This window comes from Corallococcus sp. CA047B, assembly GCF_003612065.1.
Classification (GTDB): Bacteria; Myxococcota; Myxococcia; order Myxococcales; family Myxococcaceae; genus Corallococcus; species Corallococcus praedator.
Map to the genome: position 1 here is coordinate 64,178 of NZ_RAWD01000005.1, position 18,460 is coordinate 82,637.

12 protein-coding genes are annotated in these 18,460 nt (G+C 70.6%); 9 read left to right on the forward strand and 3 right to left on the reverse strand.

Annotated features, from left to right (window positions below; genetic code table 11):
• Positions 1–5 precede the first annotated feature (5 nt).
• Positions 6–731, forward strand: coding sequence for a hypothetical protein (locus tag D7X74_RS01980; RefSeq protein WP_120531189.1), 726 nt, complete (start codon positions 6–8; stop codon positions 729–731).
• Positions 732–866: 135 nt separating this feature from the next.
• Positions 867–2,381 carry an SBBP repeat-containing protein gene (locus D7X74_RS01985; RefSeq protein WP_120531190.1) on the forward strand — a complete coding sequence of 505 codons (1,515 nt, stop codon included), beginning with the start codon at positions 867–869 and terminating at the stop codon, positions 2,379–2,381.
• Positions 2,382–2,423: 42 nt separating this feature from the next.
• Here D7X74_RS01985 and D7X74_RS01990 read toward each other — a convergent pair whose 3' ends face one another.
• Positions 2,424–3,686, reverse strand: coding sequence for a hypothetical protein (locus tag D7X74_RS01990; protein WP_120531191.1), 1,263 nt, complete (start codon positions 3,684–3,686; stop codon positions 2,424–2,426).
• A 104-nt stretch (positions 3,687–3,790) separates the two neighbouring features.
• On the opposite strand from D7X74_RS01990, the gene D7X74_RS01995 reads away from it, so the two are divergent.
• The 4 genes from D7X74_RS01995 (at position 3,791) to D7X74_RS02010 (ending at position 9,971) form a co-directional block, all read left to right on the forward strand.
• On the forward strand, positions 3,791–4,915 hold the full coding sequence (locus tag D7X74_RS01995) for a sensor histidine kinase (protein WP_120531192.1): 1,125 nt from the start codon (positions 3,791–3,793) through the stop codon (positions 4,913–4,915).
• A gap of 25 nt (positions 4,916–4,940) precedes the next feature.
• Complete coding sequence (locus D7X74_RS02000) at positions 4,941–5,726, forward strand: LytTR family DNA-binding domain-containing protein (RefSeq protein WP_233601930.1); 786 nt, start codon at positions 4,941–4,943, stop codon at positions 5,724–5,726.
• A gap of 168 nt (positions 5,727–5,894) precedes the next feature.
• Positions 5,895–9,116, forward strand: coding sequence for an Ig-like domain-containing protein (locus D7X74_RS02005; protein WP_147446437.1), 3,222 nt, complete (start codon positions 5,895–5,897; stop codon positions 9,114–9,116).
• A gap of 108 nt (positions 9,117–9,224) precedes the next feature.
• Complete coding sequence (locus tag D7X74_RS02010; RefSeq protein WP_120531195.1) at positions 9,225–9,971, forward strand: type 1 glutamine amidotransferase domain-containing protein; 747 nt, start codon at positions 9,225–9,227, stop codon at positions 9,969–9,971.
• A 28-nt stretch (positions 9,972–9,999) separates the two neighbouring features.
• Here D7X74_RS02010 and D7X74_RS02015 read toward each other — a convergent pair whose 3' ends face one another.
• Positions 10,000–10,893 (reverse strand): hypothetical protein, encoded by an 894-nt coding sequence (locus D7X74_RS02015; protein ID WP_120531196.1) that lies wholly within the window; start codon positions 10,891–10,893, stop codon positions 10,000–10,002.
• 191 nt (positions 10,894–11,084) lie between these two features.
• Here D7X74_RS02015 and D7X74_RS02020 point away from each other — a divergent pair, with 191 nt between their 5' ends.
• Positions 11,085–12,293 (forward strand): RICIN domain-containing protein, encoded by a 1,209-nt coding sequence (locus D7X74_RS02020; RefSeq protein ID WP_120531197.1) that lies wholly within the window; start codon positions 11,085–11,087, stop codon positions 12,291–12,293.
• A gap of 63 nt (positions 12,294–12,356) precedes the next feature.
• Here D7X74_RS02020 and D7X74_RS02025 read toward each other — a convergent pair whose 3' ends face one another.
• A complete protein-coding gene (locus D7X74_RS02025; RefSeq protein ID WP_120531198.1) occupies positions 12,357–13,424 on the reverse strand; it encodes a HEAT repeat domain-containing protein in 1,068 nt (355 codons plus the stop codon).
• Between the two features lie 102 nt (positions 13,425–13,526).
• On the opposite strand from D7X74_RS02025, the gene D7X74_RS02030 reads away from it, so the two are divergent.
• Complete coding sequence (locus D7X74_RS02030) at positions 13,527–14,147, forward strand: LysM peptidoglycan-binding domain-containing protein (RefSeq protein WP_120531199.1); 621 nt, start codon at positions 13,527–13,529, stop codon at positions 14,145–14,147.
• A gap of 117 nt (positions 14,148–14,264) precedes the next feature.
• Positions 14,265–18,452, forward strand: coding sequence for an Ig-like domain-containing protein (locus D7X74_RS02035; RefSeq protein WP_120531200.1), 4,188 nt, complete (start codon positions 14,265–14,267; stop codon positions 18,450–18,452).
• Positions 18,453–18,460: the final 8 nt, after the last annotated feature.

Here is an 18,460-nt window from a genome sequence, read left to right on the forward strand (position 1 = left end):
AAGACATGCTGAAATCCACGGGAGCACTCGTTGTCGCGCTGTTCACCCTCCTCCCGCTCCAGGGTCAGGCCCAGAAGCAGGACTGCGCCACGGCGTTCGACGCGGTGGCCAAGGCGGGCCAGCTCGACAACGCGGAGGCGCTGGTCAGCAACGACTGTGTCGTCATGTACACGGAGAACTGGCTGCAGGGCGCCGGCAAGAAGAACGACGCCGTCTGCGGTCCTGCGTGGAAGGCCCTGGAGGCCTCGGGCGCCACCGCCAGCGTGCGCTCGCTGGTCATCCAGGACTGTGCCGTCGTCCACATGACGGGCTGGAAGGCGATGTCCCAGCCCCAGGGAGCGGCCGCGGGACAGTGCTCCATCGGCCAGCTCATGACCGCGCAGCAGAAGGTGCAGGAGCAGCAGACGAACCTCTGCAAGAAGGTGGGCAAGGGCAGCGTCGACGCGGAGGTCGCGAAGAAGGTGCAGGCGTGTTTCGACACCCACGTCACGCCGGCCGTCGCGAAGTCCCCGGGCCTGAAGCAGTTCGTCGACGAGTGCGTCGTGAAGAAGAACGCCTGGGCCGCCGACTCCATGTGCAACAAGAAGAACCAGTGGGCCGTCTCCTCCTGCGAGACCAAGACCTTCAAGGCGAAGAAGGCCGCGCTGATGAAGGAGCTCACGAAGAACATCGGGGGCTTCTGCGCGCCGGCCGACGCGTTCGCCACGTGCATGACCGAAGCGACCCGGTAATCCCAGCCATCCCTCCGTCCGGCGCCTTCGTCCCGCGCGCCGGCGGTTTCGTCACATAACGCCCCGTCACTCCGGGGCGTGCCGGTACTCCTCGGGGGCCTCGTGCGCCCTTCGCACGACTCCCGAGGAGTCACCGTGAAAGCCTTTACCGCTGTCCGCAGCACCTTCCTGGCGAGCGCGCTCGTCCTCACGTCCCTGCCCGGCTGCCAGGGCGCGGACACGCCTGACACCGGGCCGGAGGAGGAGTTCCAGTCCACCGCCCAGGGCCTCACCTGTTCCTCCGCGGTGACAGCGATGACGGGCCCCACGACCCCGGCGGGCAGCGTGACGCGCTCGGGGGTCTACAGCGCCGCTTACGAGGCCTGGCAGGCGTTCGACGCGAACAGTGCCTCGCTGTGGATCTCCGCGGTGAACCAGACGCCCGCGTGGCTTGCCTACCAGGTGCCCGCGGGCACCGCCGCCGTCCACCGCTATGCCCTCGCCTTCGCCAACGGCCCCAGCCTCACCACGCGCGCGCCCAAGGACTGGACGTTCCAGGGCTGGAACGGCTCCGCCTGGGTGGTGCTCGACACGCGCACGAACCAGACGGGCTGGGGCGGGTTCGAGCGGCGGGAGTTCACGCTCTCCGCGCCCGCGTCGTACAGCCAGTACCGCCTGCACGTGACGGACGACAACGACACCCGTGCGGGCGTGGTCGTCATCTCCCTCAACCGGCTGGAGTTGATCACCTGCGTCAACGACGGCATCACGAACCCCGTCACGGCCCTCTGGACGCGGACCTCCGGAGCGGTGGGGACTCCCGTGCGCGTGCACGACCTGGTGGGCGACCCGGCGGGACGCTCGTACATCACGGGCTTCACGACGGGCGGCCTGGATGGCAACACCCGCACCGGCGACAAGGATGTCTTCGTGACGAAGTACGACGCCGCGGGCACCAGGCAGTGGACCCGGCAGATGGGCGCGGCCGGCCAGAACACGGTGGGACGGCGGGCGGCCACCGACGCGGCCGGCAATGTCTATGTCTCCGGTTGGACCTACGGGGGGCTGGACGGGAACACGCGGCAGGGCGTGCAGGACGCCTTCGTCATCAAGTACGACAGCGCCGGCGTGAAGCAGTGGACCCGACAGCTCGGGTCCTCGGGCAACAACGTGTGGCTGTATGGCGCGGCGACGGATGCGGCGGGCAATCTCTACCTGACGGGCCAGAGCGGCGGCGGTCTGGATGGGAACCCGAACCCCACCCCGGGCTCGGATGCCTATCTGGCCAAGTACGACCCTTCCGGCAACCGGCTGTGGACCCGGGAGTTCAGCGCCGCGAACGGCATCTGGGCCTCTGGCATCTTCATCGACGAGACGGGCATCTACGTGAGCGGCGGCGCGCAGGGAGACGTGGGCAACCTCACCAACACCACGGTCTTGAAGGGGCACAACTACGTCGCGAAGTTCGACACGGCGGGCAACCGGCTGTGGGTGGTCCAGCAGAACCCGGCGGTGTCGCCAGCCGGAGGGCCGGCCCCTGTCTACAGCAACGGCGTGAACCGGGAGTTCAACGGCAGCCTCTACCTGGGTGGCTATACGGAGGGGAACTTCGGCGGCAACACGCTGGTGGGGACCTACGACGCGTTCGTGACGAAGCTCGCGGCGCCGTGAGGTGAAGGCCCGGGACCGCGCGGCGCACGGGGCGCCGCGCGGTCACTCCTCCGCTTCGACGGGGATGGACTGGATGACGGCGCGGGCCCGGGTTCGCGGTTCGCCCTCCGGGTCGGAGGCGAGGAACGCGGCGAGGCGCTCGCGGGCCTCGGCGTAGCGGCGCAGACCCACGAGGGCCTTGATCTCCAGGCCCCGGACATCCCGATATTCACCGAGCTCCGCCGGGGTGGTCGCCACGGGCCAGGTCGCAAGGAAGGCACGGCAGGGCACGAGGGCCTCCGCGTGGAAGCCCTTGTCCGCGGGCAGGCGGCAGCGCTGGAAGTCCAGCCTCCGGCGGGGCTCGGTGGCAGGTCGCCCCAATCCCTCGAGTCGGGCGATGTCCCGCGCGGCCCGGTCCTCTTCGGCGCGGAGGTCCGCCCGCAGCATCCGCTGGTTGTCCTCCGCGTTGGAGCGATGGACGAGGGTGCTCCGCACGATGGCGTCGACCGCGGGCACCAGGGGGCTGTCCGGATACGCCTGACGGAAGGTGGGGCCGATGCGCAGGACCGTGTCCCATTGCTCCAGGTTCCGGGCGGCGTGGATCCGCAGCCACGCGGCCTGCTCGGCCGGGAGGCGCAGCTGGTAGCGGGGCAGGTCCAATTGGGAGATGCGCTCGGCGTCCATGGCCAGTGAACGCCAGCGCTCCCGGTTCAAGTGGGCATCGAGCAACGCCAGCGCCGCCAGCGACCGCGCCTCCGGAGGAAGGGTCGTGTCTTCCAGGTCCGCACGCAGTCGCTCGCTCGAATGCGCGGAGGAAGACGGGGGCCGCGGCTCCACCCGGGCCAGTGCGCCCACCAAAGGGGACGGAGGCGCGGACGCACCGCCCGAAGTGGGCTTCGAGCCTTTCAATGAGCCGCGCGAGGAGGCCGACTCCGTGGAGGAGGCACGCGAAGGCACCTGCTCCAGGCTCACGGTCCCGGGTTTCGCCGTCACCTCCGTGGAGGAGCCCTGCGCCGGGCGCGTCTCTCCGCTCATGGAAGGAGCGCCCGGGAGGGCCGTCACACCCGAGGACGCCTCTGGGACCGGAAGCCCCTGCGCGGGCGGACGCCGTAGGAAGACCGCGACCCCGGGCAGCGCGAGCCCCACGGCCACCAGCAGCGCGGTGAGCACCGTGGACGCACGGCCACCGCGCACCTCCCGCTTGCCGTTGGAGGACTCGCCGTCATCGTCCTCCGCGCCCTGCACGTACAGCGTGCCGTCCCGAAGCTCGGGTGGACGCGCGGGCGGATCATCATCAGGGTCGGGCCCTGGGGCGCTCTGGGTCACGGCGCGGCGGGACGTTAGCCGAAGCGGAAGCCCCTTTCCGTCAGCCCCCCTCACGAAACCCGGTTCCTCCCGCTAGGCTGCTCCGCCAGGGGACCGGGAACGCCATGAAGCAGGGGGGAGCGCTGGAATCAGCCGGGCTGTCCGCGATGCGGCGGGTCTGGATGCTGGGCATGGCCGCGGGCCTCCTGGGCGCGGTGCCCCATGCCCTGCGCGCCTACGCGGAAGAGCCCCGCGATTTCCTCCTCAAGCTCGCCCTCGCGCTCGTGCCCTACAGCGCATGGGCCCTGCTCGGGCCGCTGGTGCTGGCCGTCTTCCAACGCATTCCCCCCGAACGGCCCCGGCTGCTGCGTCACCTGGGCCTGCTGCTCGTGGCCGGCGCGGGCTTCGTCCAGGTGCACGTGCTGCTGCTCGCGCCCGTCCTGTCGGCGCTCCAGCAATGGAGCGCGCACGGGGTGTCCTTCACCGAAGGCCTGTGGCGCCTGCTGCTCGAGCGCGGCGCGCTGGGCTACTTCGAGTACCTGCTCTTCCTGGCCGCCTGGTCGGCCCTGCGCGCGACGCGGCACCTGCGCGAACGGGAGCTGGCGGAGTCGCGCCTCGCGGTCCAGCTCGCGGAGGCCCGGCTCCAGGCGCTGCGGGCCCAGTTGGATCCGCACTTCCTCTTCAACACGCTCAACGCGGTGGCGGGGCTGGTCCGCCAGCAACGCAACCCGGAGGCGGTGGAGGCCCTGGCGGAGCTGGGGCACCTGCTGCGCGCGAGCCTGGAAGGGCGGGGCGACCACGAAGTCCTGCTGGAGGATGAGCTGGAGCTGGTGCGCCGCTTCCTGGGCATCGAACAGCTCCGCTTCGGCGGACACCTGGAGGTCCACCTGACGCCCGGCCAGGACACCCTGAAGGCCCGGGTGCCCGCGCTCATCCTCCAGCCGCTGGTGGAGAACGCCATCAAGCACGGCATCGCGCGAAAGGCCGCCCGGGGTCTGCTCCAGGTGAGCACCGCGCGGCAGGGCAACCGGCTGCTTCTGGAGGTGCAGGACGATGGTCCGGGCCTGCGCGCGGGAGGCGCCGGAGGCACGGGCATCGGCGTGGCCAATACCCGCGCCCGCATCCGGCAGCTCTATGGCGAGCGCTACGGCCTGACGCTGGAGGACCTGCCCGGGGGCGGAGTGCTCGCGAAGGTGGAGCTGCCCTTCGTGGAGGAGAAGACAGACATGACCCGAGGGACGCGTGGTTGAGGCGCACCGACGAGAAGGCTGGCGCGTGCTGGTCGTGGACGACGAACCCCTGGCGCGGGACAGCCTGAGGCACCTGCTGGCCCAGACGCCGGAGGTCACCGACGTGCGCGAATGCCAGGGAGGCCGCGAGGCCGTGGACCACCTCCTGCGCGAAGCGCCGGACCTGGTCTTCCTGGACGTGCAGATGCCGGAGCTGGACGGCTTCGACGTCCTGCGCGAGGTGGGCGTGGAGCGCATGCCCCCGGTCATCTTCGTGACGGCGTTCGACCGGTACGCGGTGCGCGCCTTCGAGGCGAACGCGCTGGACTACCTGCTCAAGCCCTTCAGCGACCAGCGCTTCCGGGATGCCCTGGAGCGCGCACGCCGGCAGCGGGCCCAAGGCAGGGACCGGGAGCTGCTCAAGCACCTGTCGTCCCTGCTCGAACAGCACCGGGCCCCGCCCCCCGAACCCGTCCGTCCCACGGGCGGCGGCAGCCCGGTGGAGCGCATCGCGGTGAAGACAGGCGGCAAGGTGCTGCTCATCCCCGTCGAGGAGCTGGACTGGTGCGAGGCGGAGGGCAACTACGTGGTGCTGCACGCGGGCGCCCGCAAGCCCATGCTCCGTGAAACGCTGGGCCAGGTGGAGCAGTGGTTGGATCCACGCCGCTTCGTGCGCGTGCACCGCTCCGTGCTCGTCAACGTGGACCGCATCCGGGAGCTGGAGCCGGACGTGGACAAGGGCTGGGTGGTGGTGCTCCGCGACGGGACGCGGCTGCGATTGAGCCCTGGCCGCAAGGCCGCGGTGGAGGCCCTGCTGCGGCAGTCGTTCTGAGTTCGTCCCACCCGGCGGACGTTTCATCCCCCGCTCCGGCGGTTCCGACACATCGCTCCACGGCGCGCTCACGGGCGCCCGTACAAACACGGCACGGCCCAACGCTCGCGCAGCCCGCGCGAGAGCGCCCGGGCCGTCACCTGAAGCGATGGAAGCAAGGAGCACCGCATGAGCGTTCCCACCTCCAGAAGAAGCCTCTTCCTGGCCGGCGCCCTGGCCCTGGCCACGGCGCCGGGATGTCAGGGAGAAGAAGCCACCCCACCCCCACCGCTCGCGATGCGCGCCAGCCAGCAGGGACTCGACTGTGGAAGCAGCCTCGTCCCCCAGATGACCGGCGCGACGCTCCCCAGCGGCACCGTGACCCGCTCCGGCGCGTACGGCACCACCTACGAGGCGTGGCAGACCTTCGACCGCAACATCAACTCGATGTGGATCTCCAGTGCGGGCGTTGCCCCCGCCTGGATTGCCTATGAATGGGCGGACGGCCCGAAGACGGTCACCCACTACGCCCTCCAGTACGCCAACGGCGGCATCACCACCCGCGCCCCCCGGACCTTCACCCTCCAGGGTTGGAACGGCAGCGCGTGGGTCGTGGTCGATACCCGCCCCAATGAAATCAACTGGAGCGGTTTCGAGCGGCGCGAGTACGCGGTCACCTCCCCCGGCGCCTACGCCAAATACAGACTGAACGTCACGGAGGACAACGACAGCCGCGCCGGCATCGAGGTCATCTCCCTGGGCGGACTGGAGCTGTTCAGATGCCAGACGGACACCGTGCCGCCCACGGTCCCGGTGCTGACGGGCTTCACCCCCGTGTCGCCGTCCAAAACCACCACGAACCCCGTGCTCGCCGGCACGACGGAGGCGGGCGCCACCGTGAAGCTCTTCCTGGGCGCGTCCTGCCAGGGCACGCCGCTGGCCACCGTGACGGCCGCGTCGAATGGCGGCTTCTCCTCCACGCTGTCGCTGACCGCCAACACCACGAGCACCCTCTCCGCCACCGCGACGGACGCCGCGAACAACGCGTCCGCGTGTTCGTCGAGCGTCAGCTACCAGCACGACAGCGTCGCGCCCTCGCCGCCGACGCTCACCGGGTTCACGCCTGTCTCCCCGTCCACCAACCTCCAGCCCCTGCTGTCCGGTACGGGCGAGCCGAACGCCACCGTGCGCCTCTTCGCGGGCGCCTCCTGCCAAGGCACACCGCTCGCCACGCTGACGGCCGCGGCCACGACGGGCGCCTTCTCCAGGCTGGTCTCCGTCACGGCCAACACGAGCAGCTCCTTCAGCGCCACCGCCACGGACGCCGTGGGCAATACGTCCCTGTGCTCCACCGCCTCCGTGTACCGGCATGACAGCGTCGCGCCCGGGGCACCGGCGCTGACGGGCTTTACCCCGGCGTCACCCTCCTTCCAGCTCCAGCCGTCGCTGACCGGGACGACCGAGGCCGCCGCCTCGGTGCGTGTCTTCACGGGTGCGGGCTGCGCGGGGACACCGCTGACCACCGTCAGCGCGAACGCCACGACGGGGGCCTTCACGGTCGCCCTCACGGCCGCCGCCAATGCGACGGCGCGCTTCTCCGCGAAGGCGGTGGACGCGGCGGGCAACCTCTCCAACTGCTCCGCGGCCGCCACCTACGTGCACGACAACGTCGCTCCGGCGCCGCCCACGTTCCTGTCCGGCGTCATTCCCTTCTCCCTGCCACCGTTCGTCGCGGCGGTGCGCACGCAGACCGAACCGGGGGCCTCGGTGGTCCTGTTCACGGACGCCGCCTGCACCGTGCCCGCGCCCATGAATCCGGAAGCCAGGGCGGGAGCCACCGACGTCGTGATGATGCTGTTGCTGCCCACCCAATTGAATGCGCAGCTCTTCGTCTCCGCGCGCGACGCGGCGGGGAACCGCTCCGGCTGCGTGTCCTTCCAGTCAGGCTGCGCGGTGGGCACGGGCGACTGTGACGGCAACCCGGTGAATGGCTGTGAAGCCGACCTGCTGTCGGACGAGGCGAACTGCGGCACCTGCGGCACGACGTGCGGCGGGGCCGCTTCCGCCAACGCGGTCTGCGGCGCGGGCACCTGCGGCCTGGGCTGCGGGGTGGGCACGTTCGACTGTGATGGGAGCGCGGCCAACGGCTGCGAATCCGCCACCGCATGCGACCCGGCGACGTGTTCGGTCAATCCCTCCCAGGAGCTGCTCATCACCGACCTGTCCGTGGTGGAAGACCCGGTGCGGACCACCGGCGCTGGCGCCTGGACGTTCGGCACGCTGATGCGCGAGATGAGCGGCGGCATGGATCCGTCCCCGCTGGTGCGCGCCTGGTTGCGGACCTGGGAACAGCCCCAGTTCCTCGGGGCCTCGGTCATCCCGCCCCGCCCCGGCATCCGCGACCTCGTGACGAATGCCTGGGAAGCGCGCAGCGGCGGGCCTGGCCAGCCGCTCGACTTCAACACCGCGCCGTTCCGACTGCTCGCCATCGTCAACCGCCTCGACCTGCGCCAGGAAGGCGTGACCGCGGGCGAGGGCCGCTTCGTGTTCGGGGTGTTGGACCCCTCCGGCAATCCCACGCCGTTCACCGTCATCCTCGAATACGTGCTCCCGGGAGGAAGCCCGGAGGAGCTCCAGCGCTGGGCGCGTGACTGGCACGAGCTGACCCGGCTGGGCATTGCGCACCCGGACTACCGGCCCAGGCTCCAGGCCCTCACGGACCGCTTCACCAAGGCGTTCGTGGCCCCCGGGCGCTTCATGGGCAGCGCCATCAGCCAGGTGCGCACCAACGAGAACGCGCTCGACTTCGAATGGGAGCTGCGCGAGTTCCACTTCGGGGCCATGGGCCTCGCCCCCGCCCCGGTGGCGCTCACGCCCGAGTTCTTCCTCGACAACACCCCCTTCCTGGCCAGCTACATCAACCAGAACCAGGCCGCCATCCTCGCGGGGACGCACGAAGTGCCGGCCACGTTCCAGGGCCAGGTCTTCCAGGCCGGCTCCGCCATCACGCCCTTCTTCTTCTTCTTCAATGCGTCCGGCGTGAACCCGGAAGCACGCCACCAGTTCTCCGTGAACACCTGCAACGGCTGCCACGCGGGAGAGACCCGAACCGTCTTCCTCCACGTGGGACCGCGCGCGGCGGGACAGCAGGCCTTCCTCTCCCCCTTCCTCGACAACCCGTCCCCCACGCCGGATCCGACGGGCGCGGGTCCCGGGCGTGTGTTCCATGACCTGGAGCGGCGCAGGGACGACCTGTCCGCCCTGGTGTGCGGCGAGCCGCCCACGTTGAAGTCCTCCACGGGTGGGGTTGGAGAGGCGCTCCTCGCCCCGTGGCGGAAGGAGGGCGCGCGCAGGCCCGCCGTGCCGGGCTTCCCGCCCCGCTCCAACCTGCCCGCCGGCCGGATCCACTGACGGACCGTGACTTCACGCAGGGCCTCCCGCTCGGTGCATGGGGCGGGAGGCACCTTGAGACGAAGCGACAGCTTGTCAGGGGGCGGAGGGGCGGGATTGACTGGCGGCATGGCCTCCTCCCGCCGCGTCCTCGTCCCACTGCCCGACCGCGATTTCGACGTCACGGAGGTCGCGGTGCCCTGGCGCATGCTCACCGACGCAGGCCACCACGTGGTGTTCGCCACGGAGAAGGGCCACATGCCCGCCGCGGATCCGCTGCTGCTCACGGGCGTGCTCTTCGGGAAGCTGGGCGCGGATCCGGAGCCCCGCCGCTTCTACGGCGACCTCACCCTGACGGAGGGCTTCCAGAAGCCCCTGACGTGGGACGCGGTGGTGCCGGAGGACTTCGACGCGCTGCTCTTGCCTGGAGGCCACGCGCCGGGCATGCGGCAGTACCTGGGCAGCGAGGCGCTCCAGGCGAAGGTGGCGGCGTTCTGGGCGCTCCAGCGGCCCGTCGCGGCCATCTGCCACGGGGTGCTGGTGCTCGCGCGGGCGAAGGACCCCGCCACGGGCCGCAGCGTGCTGCACGGCACGCGCACCACCTGCCTGCCCAAGTACATGGAGCGCTCCGCGTACCTGCTGACGGCGTGGAAGCTGGGGCGCTACTACCGCACCTACCCCGCCTACGTGGAGGAGGAGGTGGTCGCCTCGCTCGCGGAGGCCCGCCACTTCGAGCGAGGCCCCCGCGCGGGCACGAAGCGCGGCACCGCGACGGACCACACCTCCGCCTTCGTGGTGGAGGATGGCCGGTACGTGTCCGCGCGCTGGCCGGGCGACGCATACCTCTTCGCCCAGCGCTTCCTCACGCGCCTGTAGGCCCGCGTCCTTGCGCGAGCAGGACGGCTCAGGATTCGTCGTCGCTGCTGTCGGACATGTACTCGCCGATCTTGCTGAACTGCGTCGGCGTCTCGATGGGCTTGCGGTAGTTCTTGTCCTCGTAGTTCACCGCGCGGCGCATGTAGTCCGGCTTGACGGCCATGGGGAACGAGGGGTTGTTGCCGGTGAAGGCATCCTCCAGGGAGATCTTCCCCTCCTGCACCATGCGCAGCGCCGCGCGCCCCGCCTTGTCGGAGCCTCCGACGCGCATGGGCTCGGACACGTTCATGATGGCCGTGAGCTTGGCGGCGGCGTTCTTCGACTTGTTGTCGGTGAGCACCGACGGCTTGCCACCATCCAGCGCGTTGAGCAGGTCCGTGGCGATGTCCTTGTCGCTGGCGCCGCTTGCCTTCAGCGCCGGCACCAGGTGCGAGTAGCGGTCACCCACCGACTGCTTGCCGTAGTCCTTCTTCTGGCTGGTGATCTTGAAGGCCGGGTCCGTCGTGGGGAACTTGCTCGCGTTCACCGGGCCGAAGGGCGTCTCCACCCGCTGCTTGCCGTCCGTCTTGGGGTCCATCTTCTGGAAGCCCTGCGCGGTGCCGATGAAGCCACTGCGACCGCCCGACGCGTCCACCGCGCCGGTGGACTCCTGGCGGCGCTTCGCGCGCACCTCCGCCCGCTTCAGCCGGGCCTCGGTCGTGTTGTCCTTGGGCTCCGCATCCACCTTCGTCTTCTTGTTGGAGCCGGAAGCGGAGGCTGAACCGTCCACCGCGTCCAGCGGGCGCTTCTGGCTCGTCTTCGTGCTCGTCGAGGGCGCGCTGGTGGCGACGGTGTTCTTCGGCTTGGAGAGGGAAGGCGACGCGGGCGGAGACAACGACGGCGCCTTGAAGGAGCTGGAGCCGCCACCAATCTTGCGAGGCATTTGGAATCTCCGGGGGGAGAAGGAGGGGGACCCAATCCTATCCAACGCCAGCCCCCATGCGAGCAGGGAAGACCTCCCCTGTTCATCCCCGACGTTTCGGGTTCCCCTGATTGACGCGGGATTAATCCCCAAAACCTGATTTCGCCGCCATCCAGGCTATATTGGCCGGACCTCGCCACACGGGAGTCGTCATGGCCAACACGCTGATGTTCCGCTGTCTGTCGTTGATGGGAATGGTGGGTGCGCTGGGAGGCTGTTCCGGGGCGGAGCCTTCCGGGGAGGCTCCGGAGGCTCTGGGGCAGCAGGAGAGCCCCGCCATCGTGTCGTCCATCGTGGAGGGTGACTACGTCATCCGCTCGGCGATGACGAACAAGTGCATCGACGTGGCTTCATCCAGCACGGCGGACGGCGCGAAGGTGCAGGAGTGGGACTGCAACGGCACCAACGCGCAGAAGTTCCACATCTCGCCCACGTCGGGCGGGTACTTCAAGATCATCAACGTGAACAGCGGCAAGGGGCTGGACGTCAAGGACGTCAGCACCGCGCAGAACGCCATCATCCACCAGTGGAGCTACCTGGGCGGTAACAACCAGCAGTTCCGGTTCGTGAACCGGGGCGGCACGCAGTTCAGCATGCACCTGCGGCACACGGACATGGCGGTGGACCTATCCTGGGGCTCCGCGGACAACGGGACGCCGCTGCTCCAGTACCCCTACGGCAACACCGCCAACCAGCACTGGACGTTCGACCTGGTCTCCGGCGGTGGCGGCGGGGGAACGGGCTTCGGCGGCATCCTCACCCGCGACACGTTCAACGCCATGTTCCCCAGCCGCAACGGCTTCTACACCTACGACGCGCTCATCGCCGCCGCGTCGGGCTTCCCGGGGCTCGCGACCACGGGCGACACCGACACCCGCAAGCGGGAGGTGGCCGCCTTCCTGGCCAACGTCAATCACGAGACGGGCGGCCTCGTGTACATCGAGGAGATCAACAAGGCGGATTACTGCGACACGTCGTGGGGGCCGCCGGGCTGCTTCTGCGCTCCGGGCAAGCGCTACTACGGACGCGGCCCCATGCAGTTGTCCTGGAACGGCAACTACTGCGCGGCGGGCAACGCGCTGGGCCTGCCGCTGCAGGCGAACCCGGACCTGCTCGCGCAGGACGCGAACGCGGCGTGGCGCACGGGCTTCTGGTTCTGGACCACGCAGAACGGCGCGGGCTCCATGACGGCGCACAACGCCATCGTCAACGGCGCGGGCTTCGGTGAGACCATCCGCACCATCAACGGGTCGCGGGAGTGCAACGGCGCCAACCCCGGCCAGGTGCAGAGCCGCATCGACGCCTTCGTGCGCTTCTGCGGCATGCTGGGCGTGAGCCCCGGCAACAACCTGGGCTGCTAGCCACCCATCGCCGGGGCGGAAAAAAGGGTTTCCCTTCTCCGCTCCGGCGCCCGGTGGTGCTGATCAGCCGACTTCCGACAGCAGCTCGCTCAGGGCTTCCTTCACCGGCCCCTTCACGGAGCGGACGACCTTCTTCAGCATGTCCCTGGCCTTCACGAGCAGGGCGGGCTCCACCGCCTCCAGGGCGGACAGCGCGGCGCCCTGCCCTTCGGGTGCGTCCTCCGCCCGCAGCAGCCGCTCCAGCAGCGCGAGCGCCTCCTCCGGAGGGGCTCCCAGGCGCAACAGGGCCACCGCCGCGCTGGCGGCCGGGGCGGGGTTCGCGTCCTTGAGCAGACCTCCCAGCGCGGTGAGCGCGGCCGGGGACACCGGCCCCGTCAGCCCCAGCAGGGACACCGTCTCCACCCGGACCGCGGGGTTCGAATCCGCCAGCGCACCGAGCAGCGCGGGCTCCAGGCCCCCCAGCGCGGGCAGGGGCAACTCCTTCAGGCGACAGTGCTCCAGCAGGGCACGCAGCGAGGACAGGGCCAGATAGCGGCGCATCCCTTCCGTCTTGCGCACCTGGGCCAGCAGCGCGGCGCCCGCGAGGTCCGGAGCTGCGGGCGCGAGCGCCCCCACCGACTCCAGCGCCGCGAACGACACAAGCTCCTCCGGGTCGTCCAGGTGCGCGATGAGCTTCGGCAGCAGCACGCCCTTCTCGTCGAAGGCCCGGCTCGCCGCGCGGGCCATGGCGTGCCGGACCGCGGGGCGTGGGTGATCCAACGCCGCGCCCAGGGCCGAAAGCTGGGAGGGGTCCACCCGGCACACGTTGCCCAGCACCAGCGCGGCATCCCTCACGGCGGGATCCGCCGCCTCCATGCGCGACAGGGCCTCCGTGATGGCCTGGACGGCGCTGGCCGCGAGGCGCTCGGGGGGCGGCCACCAGTCCGCCTGAAGCAGGGACAGGATGAGGCCGTGCGCGGTGGAGGCCGGCCGGGCCAGGTCCTTCAGGAGGAGCTGGGCGGTCCGCTCGCGCATCACCACCTCCTCGGATCCGAGCGCCTCCCCAACGGCCTCCAGGGCCTCCGCCCGGGCTTGCGCATCGGGGAGGGAGAGGCGGGCTACCCATTCGTCCACGGGCCGGCTGCTGTTCACGCGTGCTCCTGGGGCGGGTTTTCTGGGAAGGACGCAACCCGGGGCCCCTCCAGCCGATAATCCCGCCACGACTCCCGATTTCCAAGAACGAGAACCATCATCATGAGCTACCGCATCCAGAGGGGAGACACGCTGTCCGCGCTGGCGGGTCGGTTCGGCACCACGGTGTCGGCGCTGGCCAAGGCCAACGGCATCTCGAACCCCGACCTGATCATCACCGGCAACTCGCTGAGCATCCCGGGCAAGAGCGACAGCTTCCAGTCCGGTGGCGCGAGCGGCGGCGGTCGGTCCTCCGCGACGGGTGGCTCCTTCGGCGCTTCGGGCGCCGCGCCCATGGGTGAAATTCCCAGCTCGTTCGGTGCGAACGCCAGCCGGCTGGCCTCCTCCGCCCAGTCCATGGCCTCGTCGATGAACACCACCGGCTGGTGCGCCAAGGGCGTCAACCGCGCCCTCGCGGCGGCGGGCCTGAACGTCAATCCGCTCCCGTCCGCGTACATGTACGGGAACGTGCTGGCCAAGGACTCGCGCTTCCGCGAGGTGAGCCTCACCGACGAGCAGATCAAGCAGCTGCCCCCCGGCGCCATCATCGTGAGCGACGCCTACAACAGCCCGGGCAACCCGCACGGCCACATCGCCGTCACGCTGGGCAACGGCCGGGAAGCCAGCGACCACATCGCGGGCATCCGCACGCACGGCACCCAGCGGGTGTTCATCCCCGTCTGAGCCCCTGAAGCACGAGGCAGTCCCCGGCGGCCCTGGAGAGCAATCTCCGGGGCCGTTGCCTTTGGTGCGAGCCCTCTCGTGAAGCCTTCCGCTCACGGCCCGAGGGACACACACGCCATGCACTCCCCCCTCCCGGAGCGGTCCTTCTGCTCCCCCTCCGCCTCCCGCGCGGGCCTCCTCGGCGCGCTCACCTGCGTCCTGCTCGCAGGCTGCGTCGCGCCCTCCGGCGCTCCCGAGTCCACCGAAGCGTCCCCGCCCGGCACCGCCACCGTGCGCCAGTCCGTGGCCTGTAGCGGCGGGGGCAGCATCGACCAGCACGCCGCGCAGTGCGACGGCACGGGGAAGCTCCTGTCGTGGGCGCCGCCCGCGAACCCCGGCGCGTCCGCCGCGTATGACCACGTGCTGTCGCTGAACCAGGAGTACCTGCTGGCGATGCCCGACGTGAGCGGCCTCACGAACCCGTCGGTGGCGAAGCCCGCGTACTACGCGTTCTCCTACGTGTGCAGCGGCACCTCTCCCGGGTGTTCCCCCGCGGGCTCGCCGGTGGGCTGGCCGCACAACCCCGCCGGCCTGTACGCAATGCTCGTGGAGTCCGGCCTCACCTATTCGCCCTACAAGAATGATCCGCGTCTGAGGACCACCGCGCTGGCGCTCCTGGACTGGCACCTGGCGCACGGCATGACGGCGGTGGGCGACCACTGGTCACAGGTGCCCTACGCGAGCGGTGCCAGCGGCTCGCTGACGTATGCCGGCGCGGCGGCGGGAGGTTCGGTGGGCGTGGGGGACGGCGTGGGCTACCTCCAGCCGGAGAAGGTGGGCGCGCTCGCCTGGGCCGCCGTGCAGGCGTTCAAGTTCAATGGCAACACGGCCTACCGGGACATGGCCATCAACGCGGCCAACCAGCTCACCAGCCACCTGCGCACCCCGAGCGCCACCGTGTCGCCGTGGCCCTACCGCGTGCGGGCCTCCGACAACGCCGTGCGCACCGGGGCGAACATCGTCGACAACTACGCCTCCAACGTGGTGGAGCCGCTCAAGCTCTACCAGGAGCTCATCCGGCTGGGGCAGGCGGGCACGCTCGACGGCGCGCCCGGCTACAGCGCGACCCGGCTGTCCCAATGGCAGTCCACGAAGGCCACCGTGCTCGCGTGGCTGCTCGGCTCCAACGGTCCCATCGCGACGCAGAACTGGACCCAGTACTTCGAGGACGTGGGTTCGGACGCGACGAACAACCTGAACCAGCTCGTCCCGGGAGAGACGGCCAAGTTCCTCATGGACCACCCGGACCTGGACCCCAGCTGGCAGGCGCACGTGCAGAACATCATCGCCTTCATCGAGACGAACTTCGGGGACACGCTCGAGTTCGGCGCGCGCCCCATCAAGGAGCAGTACGCGTTCCACTACAAGATGGGCAGCCACACCTCGCGCTACGCCGCCGTGAACGCCCGCTACGCGGAGCTCACGGGGGACGCGGCGGCGAAGGACAAGGCCTTCCGCGCGTTCAACTGGGCCACGTACATGGTGCGTAGCAGCGGGCTGACCATCGACGGGCCCTATCCCAACAACGTCTGGTTCACGGACGGCTGGGGCGACTTCATCCGTCACTTCGTCATCGGCATGGGCGCGCAGCCGGACTGGGCGCCCGCCGGACAAAACCACCTGCTGCGCACCACCTCCGTGGTGAAGAGCGTCACCTACGGGCCCGGCAACGAGGTCCGCTACACCACCTATGACGCCGATGCGACGGAGGTGCTGCGCCTCGCCTTCGTGCCCTCGTCCGTGACGGCGGGCGGCACCGCGCTGGCGCAGCGCACGGACCTGGCGGCGGACGGCTGGACCTTCGACACCGGCAACAACGCGCTGCGCATCCGCCACTCGAACAGCGGGGTCATCGTCATCTCCGGGGCGCCTCCCACGGCCCCCAGCGTCGCCATCACCGCCCCTTCGGCCGGGCAGAACTTCACCGCGCCCGCCACGCTCAACCTCGGGGCCACCGCCACGGCCACCACGGGACGGAGCATCGCCAGCGTCACGTTCCGCGCCGGCACCACCGTGCTGTGCACCGTCAACGCGCCGGCCTCCAATCCCGTCACGTGCACGGCCACGAGCAGCCTGGGCAATGGCAATCACACCGTAAGCGCGGAGGCGGTGGACAGCCTGGGTGAGAGCGGCTCCGCGTCGGTGGCCCTCACCGTCGCGGGCCCGCCGACCGTCAGCATCACCAGTCCGGTGTCCGGCGCGACGTTGCCCACGGGGAGCACGACCCTGGGCACGAACGCCAGCGCGGGCGCGGGGCGGACCCTCACGCGCGTGGAGTTCTTCCAGGGCACCACGTCGCTCTGCTTCACGACCACCGGCACGGCCTGCACGTGGAACGCGACGGCCGGCACGTACTCCAACGTCTTCGCCCGCGCCACCGACAGCGGCAGCCCGGCGCTCGTCACGAACTCCGCGCCCATCAGCTTCACGGTGAGCGCTTCGGCGGGTGGCGTGCGGCTGGTGGGCGTCGACACCGCGGGCACGCAGAACGACTCCGACAATGGCGGTTCGGTGAACGCGTTCCAGTACACCGCCGTCGCGACGGGGACGCTGGGGACGCTCAAGGTGTTCGCGGCGCCGGGCAATGCCAATGCCTCGCTGTCCATTGGCGTCTACAGCGATGCGTCCGGTGCGCCGGGCACCCTGCTCTCCTCCTGCACCACGGCGGTGGTGGATCCGCTGCCCCTGGTGACGGGCCAGTGGTACGGCTGCACCGCCGCGCCGCAGGTGACGCTCACGTCGGGCACCGTCTACTGGCTGGCCCTGCTGGGCGCGAACGGCGGTGGCGTGTTCCGCTACATGGATCAGCCCACCGGCTCCATGCGCTACTCCCCGACGGGCCTCTCCGCGCTGCCGGGCCCCACCTTCGGAAGCTCCACCGTCTACGCGGGCGCGTCCAATGCGTCCCTGTATGGCCTTTCCGCGGGCAGCACCTCCGCGCCGACGGTGTCCATCACGTCTCCTGTCACCAATGCGAACTTCACCGCGCCCGCCAACCTGAACCTCCAGGCCACCGCGACGGCGGGGCCGGGCCGCACCCTCGCGAAGGTGGAGTTCTTCGACAACGGCGCCACGCTGCTGTGCACGGTGACGGCACCGGCTTCGGCGTCCGTGAGCTGCGGGGTCAGCTCGCTCCTGGACGGCGCGCACAGCGTGACGGCGAAGGCCACCGACGACCTGCTCCAGGCCACCACCTCCGCCGCGGTGCCCCTGTCCCTGTCCAACCCGCCCACGGTGGCCCTCACCTCCCCCGTCGCCAATGCCACGTACACGGCGCCGGCCTCCGTGGCGCTCGCCGCGTCCGCCACCGCCGGCTTTGGCCGGAGCATCGCGCGGGTGGACTTCTACGCGAACGGCACGACGCTGGTCTGCTCCAGCACCACCAGCCCCTACGGCTGCACCTGGAGCAACGTCGCGCAGGGAGGCCACACGGTGCGGGCCGTGGCCGTGGACAGCGCCAACCCCGCCGCGAGCACCCAGACCAGCACCGTCTCCATCACCGTGAGCAGCGCTGTCACCGTGCCCTTGGCCCCCACCGGCCTGACGGCCACGGCGGTGTCCTCCGGCCAGGTGGACCTGGCGTGGACCGATGCGTCGAACAACGAGAGCGGCTTCCAGGTGGAGCGGGCGCCGGACGTCTCCGGTGCGCCGGGCACCTTCGCCCAGGTGGCGACGCCGGGCGCCAATGTGACGGCCTTCAGTGACACGGGCCGCGCCGCGAGCACCCGCTACTGGTACCGGGTCCGGGCGACCAACGGCGCGGGCGCCTCGGCCTTCACCGCCAACGCCAGCGCGACGACCCCCGCCGCGCCCACGGCCCTGGTGGGCAACAGCACCGTGCTGAGCGCGTCCGACTTCGAGAACGCGGGCGTCGCGGCGGCGTTCAGCTACGTGGCGAGCGCCACCGGCAACGTCACGCGCCTGCGCATCTACGTGGACGGACAGACCACGGCCACCACGCTCCAGCTCGGCCTGTATGCGAATGGGAGCGGAGCGCCCGGCGCGCTGCTGCGAAGCTGCACCGTCGCGACGGTGACGGCCAACGCGTGGAACGACTGCACCCTCACGTCGCAGGCGGTGACGTCGGGCACGACGTACTGGCTGGCCGTCCTGGGTCCGTCGGGCGGAGGCAACGTCTACTGGCGGCACACGAGCGGCACTGGTTCCTACAAGGTGCAGCCGGGCCTGACGACGACGCTGCCCTCCACCTGGACCGGGACCGGGGGCTACCCGGGCAGCAACATGTCCGCCTACGCCGGCAACTGACGCCGGCG